The following is a 19507-nucleotide window of genomic DNA, read 5'->3' as shown; positions in this document are numbered from 1 at the left end:
AACGCCGGTGGTCGTCATGATACCCGGCGTCAATCGAGACCGCAGATCGCGCGCCCGTCAATCTTCGTGCAACTGCACCGGCTTCTTCCAGAACCGCCAGCGCTGGCCCTTGTCCAGCTCAAACCGGGCACCGTCTTCGAAATCCAGCACCAGCCGCCGCAGTTCACCGCGCTGCAACGCCGACAGCAACGGCCGGATCGCATCGTTGCCCAGCTGCTCCAGCGACCGCAGCTGGCGCAGGTCCACGAGCGCGTCGACCTGCTGTTCATCGTCGGCCTGCACGCCCGCCGCCTTCGCCAGGGCCTGCAGCAGGGCATCACGGCTCCGCACCTGCGCGTGGGCGGTCTGCACGGCGTGGGGCAACTCGCCCCCGCCCCAGAACCACAGTGAATTGACCGCACGCTTGCCCGTTGCGAGGCGCTGCACATTCCACTCGTGCTGGTGCAGCACCACCTGGGCTTCGGTCAGCAATGCACGCCAGCGCCGCCCGGCATCGCCTTCGGGCAGGTGGGCGAACAGATCATCGCCGAGCACGTCATCCGGCGCGGCAAACACCGGCAGCGTGGTGCCCGGTGGCAACCGCAGGTACCAGCGCGATGGCGTGGGGGCATCCAGCGTGAAGCCATACCCCGCAAACAACGGCTGCAATGCCGGCAGCAATGCGGCCACGTCGGCCGGTTCGAGCCGCAGCGTGTCACCGTGGCCCATCATCCGCGCGCCGTGCATGTCCGGCACCACGTTGGCGGGATCGGCACGCAGCCACACCCCATCGTGCGCATCGCCCACGTCCAGCTGCCGGGTCAACGCACCCACCGGCCAATCGGCCGGCTGCAGCTGGAAATGCCGCTGCAGCTGGGCGCGCTCGCCGGCATCGACCCGGCTGCGCTCGGCACGGCCGAGCGCCTTGGCCACGTCATCGGGCAACGCAGCCGCCGGGAAGCGGCTGCGTGCCGGCAGCAACAAGGTTGCCGTGGCCATGTTCAGCTCAGTCCAGGTACTGGACGCTGATGATTTCGTACTCGCGCTGCCCGGCCGGGGCGTCGATCACGATGCTGTCGCCCTCGTTCTTGCCGATCATCGCGCGCGCGACCGGCGAAGAGATCGCGACCAGGCCAAGTTTGATGTCGGCCTCCAGGTCACCCACGATCTGGTAGCGCTTCTCTTCGTCGCTTTCCACATCGGCCAGTTCGACGGTGGCGCCGAACACGACCTTGCTGCCCGCGTTGAGCTTGGTGATGTCGATGATCTCGGCATGCGAGAGCTCGCCTTCCAGCTGCTTGATGCGGCCTTCGATGAAGCCCTGCTCTTCGCGCGCGGCGTGGTACTCGGCGTTCTCCTTGAGATCGCCGTGCTCACGCGCCTCGGCGATCGCCGCGATGACCTTGGGGCGCTTGACCGACTTCAGGTGGTCAAGCTCTTCGCGCAGACGCTGCGCGCCCTTCAGGGTGATCGGTGCTCTCATGCGTTCAACTCCTTGTGCAGTTCCTGCAGCGACCAGACCGGGCCGGTACCGCGGAACTCAAGCGATTGCACCAGCGCCTTGGCGCCGGCAATGGTGGTCGAATAGGTGACGCGGTGCTGCAGCGCCTCGCGACGGATCGAGAACGAGTCGTTGATCGCCGCGCGACCTTCGGTCGTGTTGACGATATACACGATTTCGCCGTTCTTGATCGAGTCGACGATGTGCGGACGGCCTTCGACCACCTTGTTGACGATCTCGCAGTCCATGCCGTGCTGCTGCAGCCACGCGCCGGTGCCACGGGTGGCCACCAGCGTATAGCCGCGCTCCAGCAGCAGCTTGGCCACCGGCAGCACGCGCTGCTTGTCCGGGTCACGCACCGACACGAAGGCCTTGCCCAGCGGCGGTGCCTTGATGCCACCGGCTTCCTGGGCACGTGCGAACGCGGCGCTGAAGCTGCGGCCCACGCCCATCACCTCACCGGTGGAGCGCATCTCCGGCCCGAGGATCGGGTCCACGCCCTGGAACTTGGCGAACGGGAAGATCGCTTCCTTGACCGAGAAGTACTCCGGCACGATCTCCTTGGTGGCGCCCTGCTCGGCCAGGGTCTTGCCGGCCATGCAGCGCGCGGCGATCTTGGCCAGCGCCATGCCGGTGGCCTTGGACACGAACGGCACGGTGCGCGAGGCACGCGGGTTCACTTCCAGCAGGTACACGATGTCCTCGCCGTTCTCGCCGGCCTGGATCGCGAACTGGGTGTTCATCAGGCCGACCACGTTCAGGGCCTTGGCCAGCTCCACCACCTGGCGGCGCAGCTCGGCCTGGGTCTCGGCCGACAGCGAGTACGGCGGCAGCGAGCAGGACGAATCGCCCGAATGCACGCCGGCCTCTTCGATGTGTTCCATCACGCCGCCGATCAGCACGTTGCCGTCCTTGTCGGCAATGATGTCCACGTCCACTTCCACGGCGTTGTCCAGGAAGCGGTCGAGCAGCACCGGCGAATCGTTGGAAACCTTGACCGCATCGCGCACATAGCGCGCCAGGTCGGATTCGCCGTAGACGATTTCCATCGCGCGGCCGCCCAGCACGTAGCTCGGGCGCACCACCAGCGGATAGCCGATCTCGCGGGCCAGCAGCAGCGCTTCCTGGTCGTTGCGGGCAATGCGGTTCGGCGGCTGCTTCAGGCCCAGCTTGTCCACCAGCTGCTGGAAGCGCTCGCGGTCTTCGGCCAGGTCGATGGAGTCCGGCGAGGTGCCGATCACCGGCACGCCATTGGCTTCCAGCGCGCGCGCCAGCTTCAGCGGGGTCTGGCCGCCGTACTGCACGATCACGCCCTTCGGCTGTTCCAGCTCGACGATTTCCAGCACGTCTTCCAGCGTCAGCGGCTCGAAGTACAGGCGGTCGGAGGTGTCGTAGTCGGTGGAGACGGTCTCGGGGTTGCAGTTGACCATGATGGTCTCGAACCCGTCTTCGCGCAGCGCCAGGGCGGCGTGCACGCAGCAGTAGTCGAACTCGATGCCCTGGCCGATGCGGTTCGGACCGCCGCCCAGGATCATGATCTTGTCGCGGTTGCTCGGCGCCGCTTCGCATTCGTCCTCGTAGGTCGAATACAGGTAGGCGGTGCTGGTGGCGAACTCGGCCGCGCAGGAATCCACGCGCTTGTACACCGGGCGCACCTTGAGCGCACGGCGCAGCGCGCGCACGCCCGCTTCGTTGGTGCCGGTCAGCTCGGCCAGGCGCGCATCGGAGAAGCCGGCGCGCTTGAGCTTGCGCAGGCGGGCGGCGTCCAGTGCGTCCAGGCCGTCGGCGGCCAGCTGGGTTTCGGCCTGGATGATCTCTTCGATCTGGTCCAGGAACCACGGGTCGATGTGCGACAGCGCGAAGACTTCTTCCACGCTGAAGCCGGCGCGGAACGCATCGCCCACGAAGAACAGGCGCTCCGGGCCCGGGGCCTTGAGTTCGCGCTTCAGGGTGGTGATGTCGTCTTCGCTGGTCAGGTCCAGGCCGGTCGGGTCGAGGCCGATCTTGCCCGTTTCCAGGCCACGCAGCGCCTTCTGCAGCGATTCCTGGAAGGTGCGGCCCATCGCCATCACCTCGCCCACCGACTTCATCTGGGTGGTCAGGCGGGCATCGGCGGCCGGGAACTTCTCGAAGGCGAAGCGCGGGATCTTGGTGACGACATAGTCGATCGACGGCTCGAACGAAGCCGGGGTCAGGCCGCCGGTGATCTCGTTCTTCAATTCGTCCAGGGTGTAACCGACGGCCAGCTTGGCGGCGACCTTGGCGATCGGGAAGCCGGTGGCCTTGGAGGCCAGCGCCGAGGAACGCGACACGCGCGGATTCATTTCGATCACGACCACGCGGCCGGTGGTCGGGCTGATGCCGAACTGCACGTTGGAGCCGCCGGTATCCACGCCGATCTTGCGCAGCACGGCGATGGAGGCATCGCGCAGGCGCTGGTATTCCTTGTCGGTCAGGGTCTGCGCCGGCGCGACGGTGATCGAGTCACCGGTGTGCACGCCCATCGGGTCCAGGTTTTCGATGGAGCAGACGATGATGCAGTTGTCGGCGGTGTCGCGCACCACCTCCATCTCGAATTCCTTCCAGCCCAGCACCGACTCTTCCACCAGCACTTCGGTGGTCGGCGACAGCTCGAGGCCGCGGGTCACGATATCGATCAGCTCTTCGCGGTTGTAGGCAATGCCGCCACCGCTGCCACCCAGGGTGAAGCTGGGGCGGATGATGGTCGGGTAGCCGACGCGGGTCTGGATGTCGATCGCTTCTTCGAGCGTGTGCGCAACCGCGGCGCTCGGGCACTCCAGACCGATCTCGCCCATGGCCACGCGGAACAGCTCGCGGTCTTCGGCCATGCGGATCGCATCGCGCTTGGCGCCGATCAGTTCGACGTTGTACTTCTCCAGCACGCCGTGGTCGGCCAGGTCCAGCGCGCAGTTCAGCGCGGTCTGGCCACCCATGGTCGGCAGCAGCGCGTCGGGCTTTTCCTTGGCGATGATCTTTTCGACGGTCTGCCAGTTGATCGGCTCGATGTAGACGGCGTCGGCCATCTCCGGGTCGGTCATGATGGTGGCCGGATTGCTGTTGACCAGCACCACGCGGTACCCCTCGTCACGCAGGGCCTTGCAGGCCTGGGCGCCGGAGTAGTCGAACTCACAGGCCTGGCCGATGACGATCGGGCCGGCGCCGATGATGAGGATGGTCTTTAGGTCAGTGCGCTTGGGCATTGTCTTCTCTAAGTCAGTACAGCGTGTCGGGGGTCGCAGCGCCGCGCCGAAGGCAGCGGCGTCTCGAATCAGGCCTTGGCCTGCGCCATCAGGGTGATGAAGCGGTCGAACAGCGGGCTGACGTCGTGCGGGCCCGGCGAGGCTTCGGGGTGGCCCTGGAAGGAGAACGCCGGCACGTCGGTACGGGCGATGCCCTGGTTGGTGCCGTCGAACAGCGAGCGGTGGGTGACGCGCAGGGTGGCCGGCAGGGTGGCTTCATCCACCGCGAAACCGTGGTTCTGCGAGGTGATCATCACGCGGCCGTCGTCCAGGTCCTGCACCGGGTGGTTGGCGCCGTGGTGGCCGTGGCCCATCTTGACGGTCTTGGCGCCGGAGGCCAGCGCGAGCAGCTGGTGGCCCAGACAGATGCCGAAGACCGGCAGCTTCTTGTCCAGGAACACTTTGATCGCTTCGATGGCGTAGTCGCACGGTTCCGGGTCGCCCGGGCCGTTGGACAGGAACACGCCGTCCGGATTCATCGCCAGCACGTCGGCGGCCGGGGTCTGCGCCGGCACGACGGTGATGTCGCAGCCGCGTTCGGCCAGCATGCGCAGGATGTTGAGCTTGGCGCCGAAGTCATAGGCCACCACGTTGTACTGCGGGGCGGCGCTGGCGAACGTGTTGGAATCCAGGTCGAGCTGGCCCTCGTTCCAGCTGTAGGACTTCTCGGTGCTCGTGACTTTGGCCAGGTCCATGCCCTTGAGGCCCGGGAACTTGCGGGCGGCTTCCAGGGCGACGTCGACGTTGATGTCGTCGCCGGCCATCAGGGCGCCATTCTGGGCGCCGCGCTCACGCAGGATGCGGGTCAGCTTGCGGGTGTCGATGCCGGAGATGGCGACGACGCCACGCTGCAGCAGCCAGTCCTGCAGCGACACCTGGCTGCGCCAGTTGCTGGGACGGCGCGGCACGTCGCGCACGATCAGGCCGGCCGACCACACTTTGTGGGCCTCGTCGTCCTGGTCGGTCATGCCGGTGTTGCCGATATGCGGGTAGGTCAGCGTGACCATCTGCCGGGCGTAGGAGGGATCAGTCAGCACTTCCTGGTAACCGGTCATGGCGGTGTTGAACACCACCTCACCGACGGACAGGCCGGGCGCGCCTACGGATTCGCCCTCGAATACGGTGCCGTCTTCGAGGACGAGGATTGCGGCTTGGGTCACGGGAATCTCACTTTGGCTACCGAGGGGTCACCGAAGTCACGCCACGCTTCACGGAAAAGCGGTTGCAAAAAAGCGCGGACTGCGGTGCGGGACCGGTCCGGCTGTCGTGATTCGGCGAGCGGGAATTGTAAAGGCAAGCCCCCTCCAACGCCAGCGTTTACATGCAATCGCCGGCGTACGGCAGCGTCCGGTCACGCCTGGGTTCAGGCGTGACCGACACGCCTGTTCAGGTAGCGCTGCCGGCCAGGAGGTCGCGGACCCGGTAGCTGCCGGGCGCACGCCCGTTCAGCTGTGTGGCGGCGAACAGGGCGCCCCGCGCGAAGATGTCGCGGTTGGTGGCCCGGTGGGTCAGTTCGATGCGCTCGCCCAGGCCGGTGAACTGGACGAGGTGCTCGCCGACGATGTCGCCGGCACGCAGGCTGGCGTAATGCGGCTGCGCCCCACCCTTCTGGGCGGCGGCGCCCAGGGTGAGGGCGGTGCCGGACGGGGCGTCCTGTTTGTGGACGTGGTGGGATTCGACGATGTCGCAGTCCCAGCCCGCGAGGGCGGCGGCGGCGCGCTCGACCAGTTCGTCGAGAACGGCGACGCCCAGGCTGAAGTTGGATGCCCAGACGAGCGGGATCCGGGTGGCGGCCTGGATCAAGGCCTGCCGCTGGGTTTCGCTGATGCCGGTGGTGCCCGAGACCAGCCCTGCCCCGCGCTCGACGCACAGGGCCAGAACAGGATCGAAGCCCTCGGGCAGGCTGAAGTCGATGGCGACGTCGAACTGCGGCGCGCCGTGCAGTTCGCTGGCGGCGAAATGCGGGACGCCCTCGACGACGCGCTGGGCGGGAGAACGGCGGGTGACGGCGGCAACGACCTGCAGGTCGTCGCGCTCGGCAGCCAGCCGCAGCAGGGCCTGGCCCATGCGCCCGGACGCACCGTGGATGAGCAAACGAATGGGGGGAGTAGTCATGTCCGCAGGCTAGCGGAAAGGGCTTCGATTGGGCAACGTCAACATCGACATCAACGTCAAAAGCATCGGCTCTGCGCTAATTCCTGGCTGGGCGGAGCCGGGGCAGGTCTGCGGGGGACGCCGTAAACCCATCCATGGGGGCTTAGTCGCCGCTTGCGCGTGTGCGCTGTCCTGCGCACACGGCAAGACCGGGGTTGGGCTCCTGCCCAACCCGTCGGGCGTATACGCCCGACCCATGCGGCTCATACCCCCGCAAACCTACCCCGCCCCCACCCTCGACAGTTTCTCTATGACGGAACCGAAAACCGGGTCGCGTCGCATCGCGTGGTCAATGCTGCTTCGGCGTGGTCGGCCCGCAACTGTCGCAACCACCACATGCACCGCCACCGCCGGTGGCCGGTGGTGCGATCTTTCGGCCGAGCGCCTGCATCCAGTTCGCGCGCTGCGGTTTCACCAGCCCCAGCGCGAGTGCGCCGCGTGCCTTCCGCACGGTGCCGGGGAACTGCTTTTTGAGCACTACCCAGGCGCTGAGCAGGACGATCAGCGCGACGACGATGTACTGCAGGAGCAGGCCGGTGGTCATCAGCCGCCGCCCAGGGCCACGGTCACCTGGTAGGTGACCAGCGCCGCGATGTAGGCGGCGGCGAAGAGGTAGAAGGTGGCGAAGCCGACCTGCTTCCAGGAGTTGGTCTCGCGCTTGATGGTGGCCAGGGTGGAGATGCACATGGGCGCGTAGATGAACCACACGAGCAGGGAGAGGCCGGTGGCCAGCGACCAGCCGTTGGCGACGACCGGGGTAAGGGCCTGGATGGCGGCGTCGTCATCGGCGGCCGAGAGGGCGTAGATGGTGGCCAGCGAGGAGACGGCGACTTCGCGGGCGCCCATGCCGGGGATGAGGGCGATGCATATCTGCCAGTTGAAGCCCAGCGGGGCGAAGATGATCGCCATGGCGTGGCCGATCTGGCCGGCAAAGCTGTAGTCGATGGCCGGATTGGTGGCGTTTTCCGGGGCGCCCGGGAACGACAGCAGCACCCACAGCAGGATGGTCAGCGAGAGGATGATGCCGCCCACGCGCTTGAGGAAGATCATGCCGCGCTCGTACAGGCCCACGGCCAGATCACGCGGGTGCGGGATGCGGTAGGACGGCAGTTCCAGCATGAGCGGGTGCTCGCTCTTGTCGCGGCGCCACTTCTTCATGACCCAGGACATGGCCAGCGCACTGAAGATGCCGGCCGCGTACAGGCCGAACAGCACGAGGCCCTGCTGGCTGACGAAGCCCCACAGGGTCTTCTGCGGGATGAAGGCGCCGATCAGCAGCGCATAGACCGGCAGGCGCGCCGAACACGTCATCAGCGGGGCGACCAGGATGGTGGCCAGGCGGTCGCGCGGGTCCTGGATGCTGCGGGTGGCCATGATACCCGGCACGGCGCAGGCGAAGCTGGACAGCAGCGGGATGAACGAACGCCCCGACAGGCCGGCCGAGGCCATCATGCGGTCGAGCAGGAACGCGGCGCGCGGCAGGTAGCCGGACTCTTCCAGCGCCAGGATGAAGGCGAACAGGATCAGGATCTGCGGCAGGAACACCACGACCCCGCCCACGCCGGCGATGATGCCGTCGGTCAGCAGGCTGGTCAGCGGGCCCGCGGGCAGCGTGGCGGCGACGGTTTCGCCCAGCCAGCCGAAGCCGGCTTCGATGCCGTCCATCATCGGCGTGGCCCAGGCGAACACGGCCTGGAAGATGAGGAACATCACCACCACCAGGGTCAGCAGCCCGAACACGGGATGCAGCAGCCAGCGGTCCAGCGCGTCGTCGATCTTCGCGGTGCGGGTCGGCATGCTCACCGCGGCGGCGAGGATGTCGCGCACCTGGGCGTGGTAGTCCGCCTCGCCTGCCACGGCCGCGACCGGCGCGTCCAGGTGCGGCACCATGGCATCCAGCCGGTCCACCAGCGCCTTGGCCCCGTTGCGGCGCACGGCCACGGTTTCCACCACCGGCACGCCCAGCGCCTGTTCGAGGGCGCGCACGTCGATCTTGATGCCGCGACGCTCGGCCGCATCCACCATGTTCAGCGCCACGATCATCGGCTTGCCCAGCTCGCGCAGCTCCAGCGCGAAGCGCAGGTGCAGGCGCAGGTTGGTCGCATCGATCACGCACAGCAGCACGTCCGGCGCGGCCTCGCCCGGGTAGAAGCCCCGGCACAGGTCGCGGGTGATCGCCTCGTCCAGGCTGGCCGGCTGCAGGCTGTAGGCGCCCGGCAGGTCGAGCACGGCGAATTCGCGGCCGGACGGCGCGCGCAGGCGCCCTTCCTTGCGTTCCACGGTCACGCCGGTGTAGTTGGCCACCTTCTGGCGGCTGCCGGTGAGCTGGTTGAACAGCGCGGTCTTGCCGCTGTTGGGGTTGCCCACCAGGGCAATGCGCAGGCTGGCGGCGCTCATGCGCCTGCTCCGGCGGCGTGTGCGCTGATCAGGATGCGTGCCGCTTCGGTACGACGCAGCGCGAAACGGGTGAACCCGACCTGCACCAGCAGCGGTTCGCCGCCGATGGGACCACGGGCTACCAGACGCACATCCTCACCCTTCACGAAGCCCAGCTCCTTGAGCCGGCGGGCGATGGCATCGTTTGCATGGAGTTCCTGCACGCCCTCCACCAGGGCGGAACCGTGCAGCGGCAGATCGGACAACGTCACGGGTCGCCTTCGTGTCGATAAGAATGGTTATCAATTCTAGCATCGCCGCGCCGCGTCATGGCCCGCGCGCCACGGCCCGCTATGATCCATACATGTAAGCAACCGCAGGCCCCCCATGAGTGACGCTTTGAGGATTGAACGCAGCGCTTCGGTGCTGACCCTGTGGCTGAACCGCCCCACCCTGCACAACGCCTTCGACGCGGGGCTGATCGCGCAGCTGACCGCCGCGCTGGAGGCCGCCGGGCGCGACGACCAGGTGCGCGCGGTCGTGCTGGCCGGGCAAGGCGCCTCGTTCTCGGCCGGCGCGGACATGCAGTGGATGCGCGGCATGGCCGCGGCCAGCGAGGAAGACAACCGCCAGGACGCCCTCGCCCTGGCCCGGCTGATGCGCACCCTGGATGAACTGCCCAAGCCGACCGTGGCCCGCGTGCACGGCGCGGCCTTCGGCGGCGGGGTCGGCCTGGTCGCCTGCTGCGACATCGCCATCGCCAGCACCAGCGCCCGCTTCGGCCTGACCGAGAGCCGGCTGGGCCTGCTGCCGGCGGTGATCTCGCCCTATGTCATCGATGCGATCGGCCCGCGCCAGGCCCGCCGCTGGTTCGCGACCGGCGAGCACTTCGACGCCGAGACCGCGCTGCGGATCGGGCTGGTCCACCAGCTGATCGAACCTGAACGGATCGACGAAGCCGTCCAGCGCCAGTTGGGCCTGCTCGACAAGGCCGGCCCGATCGCCTCGGCGTCGGCCAAGGAGCTGGTCCGCCGGGTCACGGTGGGCCGCGACCGCGACGCACTGGATCGCGACAACGCCACGCTGATCGCGCGGCTGCGGGTCTCCGCCGAAGGCCAGGAAGGACTCGGCGCCTTCCTGGACAAGCGCGCGCCCCATTGGGTTACCCAGGACTGAGAAGGAATCTCCCCATGCTCGACCATATCGGTATCCGCTGCGCGGACTTCGCGCGCAGCCTCGCCTTCTACCAGCAGGCGCTGGCGCCGCTCGGCATCCAGGTGGTGATGCAGGTCAGCGCCGCGCAGACCGGCGCCGGCGACCACGCCGGATTCGGACGCACCGGCAAGCCGGACTTCTGGATCGGCAGCACGCCCGGCGCCCATGGCGGGGTGCATGTGGCCTTCAGTGCGGGCAGCCGCGCGGAGGTGGACGCGTTCCACAGCGCCGCGCTGGCGGCCGGCGGTCGCGACAACGGGCCGCCCGGCATCCGTGAGTACTACCACCCCGACTATTACGGGGCCTTCGTACTGGACCCGGACGGCAACAACATCGAAGCGGTCTGCCACCGCCCGGCATGATCGCCAGCGCCCGTCCCCGGGCGCCGCTGCACCACAGCGGGCTGGCCGCTTTGCCGCCGAACCCGCGTATCCCCCTTTCGTGGCCCGCCGGGGATCGTGGGCCACCCTTTTCCCCCAGGAACGTCCGTGATTCCATCCCCCACCCGTCCGCTGCTGGCCGTGCGTCTTCCCGTCCCCGGGGAGCATGGCCATGGATGATTTCGTCCGCATCGTCGAGGTCGGCCCGCGCGACGGGCTGCAGAACGAAGCCCAACCGGTCGCCACCGCCGACAAGATCGAGCTGATCCGCCAGCTGTCGCTCACCGGTCTGCGCACCATCGAAGCCACCAGTTTCGTCAGCCCGCGCTGGGTGCCGCAGTTGGCCGACGCCGCCGAGGTCTATGCCGGCATCGAACGCCGCCCCGGCATCGCCTACCCGGTGCTGGTGCCCAACGAGCAGGGCTACGACCGCGCCCGTGCCGTGGGCGTGGAGGAGGTGGCGGTGTTCACCGCCGCCTCGGAAACCTTCAACCGCACCAATACCAACGCCGGCATCGACGAGTCGCTGGCGCGTTTCGCGCCGATCCTCGAACGCGCCCGCGCCGACGGGGTCAGGGTGCGTGGCTATGTGTCCACCGTGCTGGGCTGCCCCTACCAGGGCGAGGTGGCGGTCAGCGAGGTGATCCGCGTGGCCCGCGCGCTGCACGAGATGGGGTGTTACGAAATCTCGCTGGGCGACACCATCGGGGTCGGCACGCCACGCAAGGCGCGCGCGATGCTGCGTGCCGTGGCCGCCGAGCTGCCGATGAGTGCGCTCGCGGTGCACTTCCATGACACCTATGGCCAGGCCCTGGCCAATATCGACGCCTGCCTGGACGAAGGCGTGCGCGTGGTCGATTCGGCCGTGTCCGGCGCTGGCGGCTGCCCGTATGCCAAGGGCGCCAGTGGCAATGTGGCCAGCGAAGACGTGGTGTACCTGCTGCATGGCATCGGCATGCGCACCGGCATCGACCTGCCGGCGCTGGCCGCCACCGGCCGCTGGCTGGCGGCAAGGCTCGGGCGTGAAACCGGCAGCAAGGCCGGCAAGGCACTGGCCGCCACATGAGTCGACGCCGCCCGCGCAAGGATGCCGCGGTCGGTGACCACCTCGCCGCGCATCTGCATGCGCTGGCGGCCCTGCAACAGGCGCTGGCGCAGCCGCCCGGCGAAGACGTGCACGCCCTGCTGCGCGATGTGCAGCAGGCCCTGCAGGAGGCAATGGACGAACGCCAGCTGGCGCTGCGCCGCTACGCCGCGCTGTTCGATGCGGTGCCCGACCCGGTCAGCATCCTCAGCGAAACCGGCGTGGTACTCGACCTCAACAAGGCGGGCATACGGGCCTACGGCCGTGCCCGCGAAGACATCATCGGCCAGCCCATCGAGCTGTTGAACCCGGACCTGCCCAGCGACCACCTCGACCCGGTCTGGGAGGCGCTGCGGCGTGGCGAGACCTACGTCATCGAAGTCACCAACATGCGCGGCGACGGCAGCCGCTTCCCAGTGGAGGTGCATTCGGCCGGCTTCGAGCACCAGGGCGAGCACTGCATCGTCGCCGTGGCGCGCGACCTGAGCAGCCGCTGGCAGGCCGAGTCGCGCTACCGCCTGCTGATGGAATCCATCGACAAGGGCGTGATCCTGTTCGATCGCGAGCTGCGGGTGGTGTCGGCCAATCCGGCGGCGCACCGCATCCTGGGCAGCCAGTCCAACGGCGGCAGCCTGCACAAGCTGCTGGCCCCGGACGACTGGATCAGCGTGGACGAACACGGCCACCCGCTGACCCGCGAACAGTGGCCCGCCGCCGAAGCGCTGCAGCGTGGGCGCATGACCCGCAGCACCATCGTGGGCCTGTACCACCGCCCGCGCGGGCGCATGATCTGGATCTCCACCACCAACGTGCCGGTCTACGGCACCGGCCGCGACACCCCCGACCACGTGTTCGGGCTGTTCAGCGACATCACCGAACTCAAGCGCAACAACACCCTGTTCGACCGCGCGCAGTCGCTGGCCCACATCGGCGGCTGGGAGTGGGACCGCGGCCTCCAGCGCCTGTACCTGACCGATGAGGCGGCGCGCATCCTCGGCCAGGAGGTGCCGCTGCAGGACATGGCGCACCTGATGGACTGCCTGCGCCTGGACGACCGCTCGCAGCTGCAGCAGGCGCTGCTGGACGTCATCGACCGCCAGGTGCCGTTCGAGCTCGAACTGCAGGGGCAGCGCAGCGACGGCCATTCGTTCTGGGTGCGCATGATCGGCGAGGCCGAGGCCGGCGACGTGGACGCCGCGCGCATCGCCGGCACCGTGCAGGACATCACCTCGCGCAAGCACGCCGAGGAAACCCTGCGCATCCAGGCCCGCACCGACCCGCTGACCGGGATCATGAACCGCGACGCGGTGCTGACCGACCTGGCCACGCGCATGGCCAGCCCCACCCACTGCCGGGTGGCGGTGCTGTACATCGACCTGGACCGGTTCAAGACGGTCAACGACCTGCTCGGCCACAATGCCGGCGACGAACTGCTGATCGATGCGACGCGGCGCATTTCCACTGCGATCGGCACCGAGGGGCTGGTCGCCCGTTTCGGCGGCGACGAATTCCTGGTGGTCTGCGATACCCGCGACCTGCCGGACCAGCCCGAGCGCCTGGCCGAGGCCATCACCCGCGCCTTCTCCGCCCCGTTCCGCTTCGGCAGCGACGAGTTCGCGGTGACCACCAGCATCGGCATCGCCCGCGCGCCGCAGGACGGGCTGCGCCCTCAGCAGCTGATCCAGAACGCCGACATCGCCATGTACGACTGCAAGCGCCGCACGCGCAACGGCTGGCAGGTGTTCTCGCCGGAACTGGCCCAGCGCCAGCACGACCGCCTGCAGATCGAAAGCAAGCTGCACCGCGCGTTGGACGACGACGAGTTCCACCTGGTGTACCAGCCGCAGGTCGACCTGCGCACCGGCCAGCTGGTCGCCGCCGAGGCGCTGATCCGCTGGCGCAACTCGCAGTTGGGCGAGCTGCGGCCGGACATCTTCATCGGCCATGCCGAGAGCACCGGCGACATCGTGCGGATCGGGCTGTGGGTATTGAACGAGGCCTGCCGGCAGATCCGCCAGTGGCAGGATGAAGGACTCGGCATCGTGCGCGTGGCGGTCAACGTCTCCTACCGCCAGTTCGTCGGCGAGGACCTGGCGCGCAATGTGCGCCAGATCCTGGACCAGTACGGGCTGCCGGGCAGCGCGCTGGAGCTGGAGTTCACCGAACGGGTCCTGATCGAAGACGCCCCCGACACGCTGCAGACCTTCGCGCGGCTGCGCGATATGGGCGTTCTGCTGACCATCGACGACTTCGGCGAGGGCTACAGCGCCCTGAACTACCTGCGCCGGCTGCCGATCCACGGGCTCAAGCTCAGCCAGCTGTTCGTCGAGGGCGTGCCCGGCAACCGTTCGGACGTGGCGGTCTGCGAGGCCGTCTGCGGCATCGCGCGCAGCCTCGGGCTGGGCCTGGTCGCCGAGGGCATCGAATCGGAGGAACAGCGCCGCTTCCTGCATACCCTGGGGGTCACCGTCGGCCAGGGCTTCCTGTTCGCCCCCGGGCTGGCCGCAGACGACTTCGCCCGGCGCCTGGCCCAGCGGCAATGAGCCGCACGCGCTGCACAACGGCGAAACGGCCCGCATCCGCTAGAATCGGCGGCTCTTGAACCAGCGGGATCGTGCAATGCAGCTGTCTTCTGTCCGCGCCGTCGTTACCGGTGGCGTTTCCGGCCTTGGGCTTTCGGTCGCCCAGCACCTGGTCTCCCAGGGCGCACGGGTGGCCCTGTTCGACCTCAACGACGACAAGGGCGCGGCCGCGGTGGCCGAACTGGGTGAGGCCAATGCCCGCTACTTCAGCACCAACGTCAGCGACGAAGCCGCCGTGACCGCGCAGATCGATGCCGCACACGACTTCCTGGGCGGCCTCAACGCCGTGATCAGCTGCGCCGGCATCCTCGGCGCCGGCCGCGTGCTGGGCAAAGAGGCACCGATGCCGCTGGCCACGTTCCAGAACACCATCATGGTCAACCTGGTCGGCAGCTTCAACGTCGCCAAGGCCGCGGCCAACCGCATGCAGCACAACACGCCGGGCGAAGACGGCGAGCGTGGCGTGATCATCAATACCGCCAGCGTGGCCGCCTACGAAGGCCAGATCGGCCAGGCCGCGTACTCCGCCTCCAAGGGCGGCGTGGTCAGCATGACCCTTCCGATGGCGCGCGAGCTGTCGCGCTTCGGCATCCGCGTGATGACCATCGCGCCGGGCATCTTCTGGACCCCGATGGTCGACGGCATGCCGCCGGCCGTGCAGGAGTCGCTGGCCGCCTCGATTCCGTTCCCGCCGCGCCTCGGCAAACCGGACGACTTCGCCAGCCTGGTCGCACACATCCTCGGCAACACCTACCTGAACGGCGAAACCATCCGCCTGGACGGTGCGGTGCGCCTGGCACCCAAGTAAGCACGTACCCCACTTCCCACGAACCGACCTTCATTCCCATGAAAGCCAACGACATCAAGAAAGGCAACGTCGTCGAATACAACGGCGGCGTTTACCAGATCCGCGACATCGAACGCAGCTCGCCGCAGGGCCGCAGCGGCAACGTCCGCTTCCGTTTCATCATGTACAGCGTGCCGGGTGGCAACAAGCTCGACGCCAGCTTCGACGCCGACGACAACCTGCCGGAAGTCGAACTGCTGCGCCGCCAGTCCACCTATTCGTACAAGGATGGCGATGCGTTCGTCTTCATGGACGATGAGGACTACACCCCGTACACCCTGGACGCGGACGTCATCGGCGACGACGCCGGTTACATCACCGACGGCCTGACCGGCATCTACGTGCAGGTCATCGACGACCAGCCGGTCGCCGTGCAGCTGCCGAGCAGCGTGGTGCTGGAAGTGATCGAGACCCCGCCGGAACTGAAGGGCGGCACCGCCACCAAGCGTCCGAAACCGGCCAAGCTCAGCACCGGTATCGAGATCATGGTGCCGGAGTACATCTCCAACGGCGAACGCGTGCTGGTCAACACCGCCACCGGCGAATTCGCCGGCCGCGCGGATTGAACCTGCGCCTGACGCTGCCCGTCCTGCTCGTCCTGCTCGCGGCGTGTTCGCCGCGCGCAGCCGAGCAGCAGGTAGACGCTGCTGCCGCCGATACGGTGGCACCAGCGCCTGAACCTGCTGCAGTGACGCAACCTTCGGCAGCGCCGGAAGCCGCCGCCACCGCAGCAGTCGCAGAGACACCCGACCCGTTCGAAGAACTGCAGCGCGCCCGCGCCGACGCCGGCTGTGAGATACCGGACGACGTCTACGATCTCGACGACATCCGCCTCTACTGCACCCTGCCCGCCGACGTCCGCACCTTCCTGGCGCGCGAGAACACCTGCCAGCATTTCGCCGGTGAAGAGCCCTACGACGATGCACGCCGTGCAGAACTGGAACAGGCCAGCGCCGACTACTGCGACGGCCGCGAGCAGCGCTTTGCCGATCTGTTTGAACAACACCGTGACGACTGCTCGATCCGCGGCGCGCTGATCGATATCGGCAACCGCTACGACCTGTTCACCCTGGTCGCGCCGGATCCGTGCCGCGCGCAGGACTGAGCCTGCGCCGGCGAGGTATTACGGCCTCGCCGCCAGCGATGGGGCACCGGCAAAATCGCCGCAGCCGTGATACTGACGGGTGCCCACGGTGAGCATTACGGTGGCGCCGAATTTCTGCCCACTCATGTTGTCCTCGCATACCGTGCGTTGGAAGCTGACGTTGATGTCCGTCCCATCGGCGGCCTTGCCCGACCAGCCATCCTTGCCCTGTGTAGGCGCGGTGACCTCGAATTTCTGCTCGCCGTAGCCGGTCTCCACGCGCAGCTGCGGGTGGGGGCCGGCACTGACCTGGGCCAGCCAGCCGGGCTCATTGCCGGTCGCACGGAATGCCGGCGCAGTATCGGCAGTGGCAGCAGCCACCTCGCCCTCCTTGCCAGAACCGGTGCAGGCGCGGTCAGGCTCGCCCTTGAGCGTCAGCGTGCCTTCGGTAGTGCCCTTGGTCCAGAACGTGTTGCCCTGCCCGTCCCCGTACTTCGCACCCGAGGCGGCGGTTTCATTGGCCATCACGAAGGTGCGGTCGCCCACCACCACGGTGGCGGAGTCCTGCCCGCGATACGTCGCCCGCACCGCCAGATCGCCGCACTGGAAGGCATAGACGCGTTCGTCGGAGGTGGGGGCGGCCGCGGGCGGCGGGGCTTCGTCGCCAGCGGGCGAGGCGCCGGGGGCCGCGCCTTCGGCCTGCTGCGCCGGTTGGCACGCCGCCAGGCCGATGACGATGGCGACGCTGAGAATCAAGGGAGATGCACGCATGTTCGACTCCTTGCCGATGTTCTGGTTCAACCGGAGATGCTAGCGCCCGCCGTGTTAGCGGGGGTGAAACGCCCGCGGCGCCGCGTAGGGACACGCCATGCGTGTCTGCTCTTCGCCGGGCACCGCGCAGACACGCATGGCGTGTCCCTACAAGGCCTCGTCGCGCGCCAGATCACGCATCTGGTTGCCCAAGCGCGTCAGCGTGTCATCGATGGTCGTCAGTTCCTGCTGTTGCTGTGCCGGCAGTTGCGCGCGCAGCTGCGCCTGCAATGCCGTCCACGCCGGGATGCCGCGCGCGCTGATCTGGCGTGCGGCGTCGGCGGCAACGACCCGTTCTTCCGCCGCGGGTAAGCCATATCCATCGCCGCCGACCAATCCGGCCGGATTGACCAGCTGGCCAGCGTCATCAAGCAAGGCCAGCAATGCGGCGTGCGCGGCATCGCCGTCACCGCGTGGATCGTCCAACGCCCGCTTCAACCCGTCGCGCGCCCGCAGTTCTTCCCGGTTGCGCGCCGCCTGTTCCAGCAGCAGCAGCGCCGACGTAGCGCGCAAGCCGCCGCGCTCGGCCCATGCCGCGCGCTGCGCGGCAGGCAGCTGCAACCACGCGGTCACCTGCGCGGTCGGCAGCGCCAGTTCCGCGCGCGCCACATCGAACAACTGCTGATAGTGGGCCTGCGCCGACGGGAAGTAGTACCCCAGCCGCATCGCCTCGCGCCGATCCTCCAGCACCGCGCCATCCGCACGCCCCTGCCGCTCCAGCCGACGCAGCAGGCCCGTCGGGCTGAGCCGGTTCAGCCCAGGGTCGGCCCAACGCGGCACGCCTTCCTGCAGCAGCTTGCCGGTTTCCACCGCGCAGTTGTTGCTGACAAACCGGTACCGCCCGTCATAGCTCCAATGCACCTGCCCTACCCGTTCCAGCAGCGTGGCGATGTCGTCCGGTTGCAATGCCAGCGGCACCGACACCAGGCCGCGCAGCTCCAGCTGGGTGTATTCGTTGATGACCTGGTTGAGCGGCAGCACGAAGAGCCGCGACGGATACGCGCCCGTCAGCCCGCGCCAACTGGAGATCTGCACGTCGCCGACGAAGGCACGGAACGACAACACCCGGTGCTGGGCCAGATCCAGCCGGCAGTCCGGACCGCGCGGCCGCCCGGGCGCGCAGATCACCAACCGCAGCATGCTGTGGCCCCAACGGCTCATCAGCTGGTCGTTGCCCTCGGCCAGCAGGTAATCCACCGCGTACACCCGCTGCGGATCCAGTTCCAGCAAGGAGGCCTCGCCGGTGACATCGCCGGCCTGCACCAGCGCCACGCGCGGGTCGCACGCCGCCTGCGGTCCGGCGCCGATGTGATCGGCGAACCACGCCGCCAGCGCCGGGCGCCGGCAGGCATAGTCGGCGTCGAGCAGGTAATGCTCGGCATTCACCGCCAGGTACTCGGCCGGGCTGTGCCGTTCGTAGGGATCGGGGCTGCGTTCGGTGAAGGCATTCGCGCCCCGGCCCAGCCGCCACGGGCGCTGCTGCCAGCCGGCCAGGTCGCGCCAGCGTGCGCTGTACGACCAGCGGCCGCCGGGGGCGCGATCCAGCACATGGGTCAGCTCATGGATCAGCGCGGCCTGCACCGCACGCGGCAGCGGCTGGCCGGGCTGGACCTCGTCAAGCAGGCTGCGGCGCAGGGTGATGGCACCCTGCCGGGCACGTCCGTGCACGGCATCGGGCAGCCGATCCGACCATGACAGCGTTACGGGAGCGGCGAAGCGTGCCTGCCAGGACGCAGGCAACAGCGCGGGCGCCGCGTCCAGCACGGCGTTCGCTTTCGCGACCTGCTCGGGGCCAAGACCCTCCGCCTGCAAGTGCAGCTGCAGGGCGGCATGCGCGGCCGGGGCGGTCAGCAACGCCGCCAGGACCGCCGCGCATCGGCGCAGGGCCCGGCGGCGGGGTCGCATCAGCGGGCCAGCAGGGCCTGGGCCAGCTGCATGTCGCTGGCTTCGCGCTGGGCGGCGCCCGTCTCACGCAGGTGCAGCAGGGCCGCCTCCAGGCGCGCACCGCGGATGGCACCGTCGGTGGCGACGAACGCGGCCGCATCTTCGCGGGCGTCGACCACGACCTTGTCGTCGTCCGAGCTGGACGAGCCGGCCGACGACGCGCCGGAGGCGGAACCGGCCGAAGAACCGGCGAAGCTGGAGGCGAAGGCCGACAGCGGCAGTGCAAGCACGGCAAGGAGCAGGATCGATCGCGTCATGTTCGGGTCATTCAAGACAGGAAAGCGCAGAGGG

At 68.4% G+C, this 19507-nt stretch carries 18 protein-coding genes; 7 read left to right on the top strand and 11 right to left on the bottom strand.

Features of this window, described 5'->3' with window-relative positions:
* Positions 1 to 57: 57 nt before the first annotated feature.
* The 8 genes from ACREPD_RS10015 to ACREPD_RS09980 all read right to left on the bottom strand — a co-directional run bounded on the left by ACREPD_RS10015 (position 58) and on the right by ACREPD_RS09980 (position 9542).
* The gene (locus ACREPD_RS10015) at positions 58 to 978 is read right to left on the bottom strand and encodes a phosphoglycerate mutase (protein WP_431599194.1); all 921 of its coding nucleotides are present in this window, start codon (positions 976 to 978) and stop codon (positions 58 to 60) included.
* Positions 979 to 985: 7 nt separating this feature from the next.
* Positions 986 to 1450, bottom strand: a complete 465-nt coding sequence (greA, locus tag ACREPD_RS10010; RefSeq protein WP_431599198.1) for a transcription elongation factor GreA — start codon at positions 1448 to 1450, stop codon at positions 986 to 988.
* Positions 1451 to 1458: 8 nt separating this feature from the next.
* Positions 1459 to 4701, bottom strand: a complete 3243-nt coding sequence (gene carB, locus ACREPD_RS10005; RefSeq protein ID WP_431599193.1) for a carbamoyl-phosphate synthase large subunit — start codon at positions 4699 to 4701, stop codon at positions 1459 to 1461.
* A 68-nt stretch (positions 4702 to 4769) separates the two neighbouring features.
* The gene (carA, locus tag ACREPD_RS10000; RefSeq protein ID WP_431599192.1) at positions 4770 to 5900 is read right to left on the bottom strand and encodes a glutamine-hydrolyzing carbamoyl-phosphate synthase small subunit; all 1131 of its coding nucleotides are present in this window, start codon (positions 5898 to 5900) and stop codon (positions 4770 to 4772) included.
* Between the two features lie 226 nt (positions 5901 to 6126).
* Complete coding sequence (gene dapB, locus ACREPD_RS09995; RefSeq protein WP_431599191.1) at positions 6127 to 6855, bottom strand: 4-hydroxy-tetrahydrodipicolinate reductase; 729 nt, start codon at positions 6853 to 6855, stop codon at positions 6127 to 6129.
* 328 nt (positions 6856 to 7183) lie between these two features.
* The gene (locus tag ACREPD_RS09990) at positions 7184 to 7438 is read right to left on the bottom strand and encodes a DUF6587 family protein (protein WP_431599190.1); all 255 of its coding nucleotides are present in this window, start codon (positions 7436 to 7438) and stop codon (positions 7184 to 7186) included.
* The gene (feoB, locus tag ACREPD_RS09985) at positions 7438 to 9291 is read right to left on the bottom strand and encodes a ferrous iron transport protein B (RefSeq protein WP_431599189.1); all 1854 of its coding nucleotides are present in this window, start codon (positions 9289 to 9291) and stop codon (positions 7438 to 7440) included. Before feoB ends, ACREPD_RS09990 begins: the two co-directional genes overlap by 1 nt.
* The gene (locus ACREPD_RS09980) at positions 9288 to 9542 is read right to left on the bottom strand and encodes a FeoA family protein (RefSeq protein ID WP_431599188.1); all 255 of its coding nucleotides are present in this window, start codon (positions 9540 to 9542) and stop codon (positions 9288 to 9290) included. The genes feoB and ACREPD_RS09980 overlap by 4 nt, the downstream gene beginning before the upstream one ends.
* Before the next feature lie 115 nt (positions 9543 to 9657).
* On the opposite strand from ACREPD_RS09980, the gene ACREPD_RS09975 reads away from it, so the two are divergent.
* The 7 genes from ACREPD_RS09975 to ACREPD_RS09945 all read left to right on the top strand — a co-directional run bounded on the left by ACREPD_RS09975 (position 9658) and on the right by ACREPD_RS09945 (position 16483).
* Positions 9658 to 10446: an enoyl-CoA hydratase-related protein gene (locus ACREPD_RS09975; RefSeq protein ID WP_431599187.1), complete on the top strand. Its 789-nt coding sequence runs from the start codon at positions 9658 to 9660 to the stop codon at positions 10444 to 10446.
* A 14-nt stretch (positions 10447 to 10460) separates the two neighbouring features.
* Entirely contained in the window at positions 10461 to 10847 is a 387-nt protein-coding gene (locus tag ACREPD_RS09970; RefSeq protein WP_431599186.1) for a VOC family protein, read from the top strand.
* A gap of 190 nt (positions 10848 to 11037) precedes the next feature.
* A complete protein-coding gene (locus tag ACREPD_RS09965; RefSeq protein WP_431599185.1) occupies positions 11038 to 11931 on the top strand; it encodes a hydroxymethylglutaryl-CoA lyase in 894 nt (297 codons plus the stop codon).
* Positions 11928 to 14492: a sensor domain-containing protein gene (locus ACREPD_RS09960; protein ID WP_431599184.1), complete on the top strand. Its 2565-nt coding sequence runs from the start codon at positions 11928 to 11930 to the stop codon at positions 14490 to 14492. Before ACREPD_RS09965 ends, ACREPD_RS09960 begins: the two co-directional genes overlap by 4 nt.
* A gap of 76 nt (positions 14493 to 14568) precedes the next feature.
* Positions 14569 to 15339 (top strand): SDR family NAD(P)-dependent oxidoreductase, encoded by a 771-nt coding sequence (locus ACREPD_RS09955; protein ID WP_431599183.1) that lies wholly within the window; start codon positions 14569 to 14571, stop codon positions 15337 to 15339.
* A gap of 38 nt (positions 15340 to 15377) precedes the next feature.
* Positions 15378 to 15944: an elongation factor P-like protein YeiP gene (yeiP, locus tag ACREPD_RS09950; RefSeq protein ID WP_431599182.1), complete on the top strand. Its 567-nt coding sequence runs from the start codon at positions 15378 to 15380 to the stop codon at positions 15942 to 15944.
* Positions 15941 to 16483: a hypothetical protein gene (locus tag ACREPD_RS09945; RefSeq protein WP_431599181.1), complete on the top strand. Its 543-nt coding sequence runs from the start codon at positions 15941 to 15943 to the stop codon at positions 16481 to 16483. The genes yeiP and ACREPD_RS09945 overlap by 4 nt, the downstream gene beginning before the upstream one ends.
* 18 nt (positions 16484 to 16501) lie before the next feature.
* Here ACREPD_RS09945 and ACREPD_RS09940 read toward each other — a convergent pair whose 3' ends face one another.
* The 3 genes from ACREPD_RS09940 to ACREPD_RS09930 form a co-directional block, all read right to left on the bottom strand.
* Positions 16502 to 17233, bottom strand: coding sequence for an MliC family protein (locus ACREPD_RS09940; protein WP_431599180.1), 732 nt, complete (start codon positions 17231 to 17233; stop codon positions 16502 to 16504).
* A gap of 147 nt (positions 17234 to 17380) precedes the next feature.
* On the bottom strand, positions 17381 to 19177 hold the full coding sequence (locus ACREPD_RS09935) for a DUF4105 domain-containing protein (protein WP_431599179.1): 1797 nt from the start codon (positions 19175 to 19177) through the stop codon (positions 17381 to 17383).
* Complete coding sequence (locus tag ACREPD_RS09930) at positions 19177 to 19473, bottom strand: DUF2388 domain-containing protein (protein ID WP_431599178.1); 297 nt, start codon at positions 19471 to 19473, stop codon at positions 19177 to 19179. The genes ACREPD_RS09935 and ACREPD_RS09930 overlap by 1 nt, the downstream gene beginning before the upstream one ends.
* Between the last annotated feature and the right edge of the window lie 34 nt (positions 19474 to 19507).

The sequence above is a fragment of the Stenotrophomonas sp. genome (assembly GCF_050737075.1).
GTDB lineage: Bacteria > Pseudomonadota > Gammaproteobacteria > Xanthomonadales > Xanthomonadaceae > Stenotrophomonas.
The sequence above is the reverse complement of the archived record's forward strand: the minus strand, read 5'-3'. Positions and strand labels throughout refer to the sequence as shown.